1 protein-coding gene is annotated in these 2,042 nt (G+C 62.2%); it reads left to right on the top strand.

The features are described 5' to 3' along the window. Positions 1-2,017 (top strand): Atxe2 family lasso peptide isopeptidase (locus VMR39_RS20920; protein WP_325418700.1); only part of this gene is annotated, 2,017 nt, incomplete at its 5' end. Positions 2,018-2,042 lie beyond the last annotated feature (25 nt).

Below are 2,042 nucleotides of genomic sequence, written 5' to 3'. Positions count from 1 at the left end.
AACCGCGTGGCTTGGATACGCATTCCTGGCCTGCGTCAACGTTCAAGCGCAGGTTCAATCCCGCGATGCGGCACCTTGCAGCTTGTCCATTGAAGAACCGCAAGCTGCAGTGACCCGCGCGGTCACCTGGCGGGACATCCTTGGCCTCCGGGATTTCGGCGCGCTCGGGTTGAGCAACAGTCCTGAGCCGTTCAGCGTGTCGCCAGCCGGGGATATAGCCGCGCTGCAACTGCGCGAGGCCGATGTCGAAAACGATCGATACTGCACCGCAGTCGTTCTGGTCGACCTCAGTCGACGGCGTGCCCCAACGGTGATCGACAACGGAGGAGAGATCGTTGCCGCGAGTTCGACGCGATATGGGATGAGCGACCTTCCGCTCGGCATCCCGAAGCCGGCCCTGCTGCGATGGTCGCCCGACGGGAGACACCTGGCCTACACCAAGACCTTCGACGACCATTCCGAAATCTGGACCTACGATCGTTCGAATCGGCACGTCAGGCGCGTGGTGACGAGCGCCGCTGACATCCTCGACATGGCTTGGTCACAAGATGGACGACGCCTGCTTTACTCCAGTCAGCCCGGCCTGCTTGACGCGCGAGCCGCGATTGCCGCCGAAGGCAATGATGGCTATCGTTATGGCCCGCGCTTCTGGCCGTTATCCAGCGACAAACCTATGCCATCCGACGTTCCGGTGGTCGACAGCGCGTGGGACGTCGAAGCCGGCGCTCAAACGCCCTTGACGCAACAAGACCCAGGGGTTCTTCATCCGTCGCTCGCCTGGCCGAGCGGGGCCGGCACGGCCGCGTTCGCCGCAAGCACCGCCCTGGTTGCCTGGACCGTCCCGCAGAGTACCGACCTCGATGCGGTCACCGAACTGCGCATCAAATGGCCCGGTGGAGAAGAAACGCCCTGCCCCTTCCCTGCATGCCGCAACGTCACCGGCCTGTGGTGGGCACCCGACGGGAAGCGGCTGATCTTCCAGCGGCAGTCGGGCCCTGCGGAGAGTCGAACGGAATTCTATTCCTGGTCGCTCGGCACACAGGCGCCGAGGCGCCTTCTGGACACGCCGGATGCTCTTTTCGGATGCGCCTCGGCGGGGCTGGAACTGCGCTGCGCGCAGGAAACATCCGGTCGGCCGCGAAGGCTGATTGCGCTGGACGTACGCTCGGGTAAGCGCCGCGAAGTGTTCGATCCGAACCCCGCGTTCTCGTCGCTCCGGGTGGGCAATCTCCGCCGGCTCGTATGGTCGAACGCATTCGGCCTCGAGACATTCGGTGATCTCGTTCTTCCTCCAGGCTGGTCACCGGGAAAGCGTCTTCCGCTTGTTGTCGTCCAATACGAATCGCGCGGCTTCCTACGTGGTGGTACAGGCGACGAGTATCCGATCCAGGCGATGGCTGCGCAAGGACTTGCCGTACTGAGTTTCAACAGGCCGACCTGGTACGGAATGACACGCCATCCCAAATCGGATGAAGAGTTCTATGCCTTCAACAACGAGAACTTTGCCGACCGCAGGAGCAATCTGTCATCACTCGCAGAGATCATCGGCAAGCTCGACCGAGAGGGCATCATCGACCCGGCGAGGATCGCCATAACCGGCCAGAGCGACGGCGCCGTAACGGCGACTTTCGCGCTCGCCAATTCGTCGCTGTTTTCAGCCGCCATCCTCAGCACCTGCTGCGAAAGCGAGCCTGCTCAAGTCGCCAGCGGCCTCGCGCTCGACGAGTTTTATGTGTCTATGGGATACCCGGCCACGCGCGCCACCGGAGCAGATTTCTGGCGCATCAATTCGCTTGTCGATGCCCCCGGTGCGAAGAAAGTTCCGATCCTTGTCCAGGCGGCATCGAGCGAATTCAGGATGGCTCTGGCGACGTATCGTGAACTCCACCGCAAGAACTGGCCCATCGAGATGTACGTGTATCCTGACGAAGGCCATGTGAAACTTCATCCGGCCCATCGAGCGGCGGTCTATAGCCGCAATCTTGCCTGGCTCCGGGAGCATCTTCAGGACCAGTGACGGCACCACATTTCGATCTCGTGCA

It is taken from the genome of Sphingobium sp., assembly GCF_035511395.1.
Lineage (GTDB): Bacteria > Pseudomonadota > Alphaproteobacteria > Sphingomonadales > Sphingomonadaceae > Sphingobium.
The sequence above is the reverse complement of the archived record's forward strand: the minus strand, read 5'-3'. Positions and strand labels throughout refer to the sequence as shown.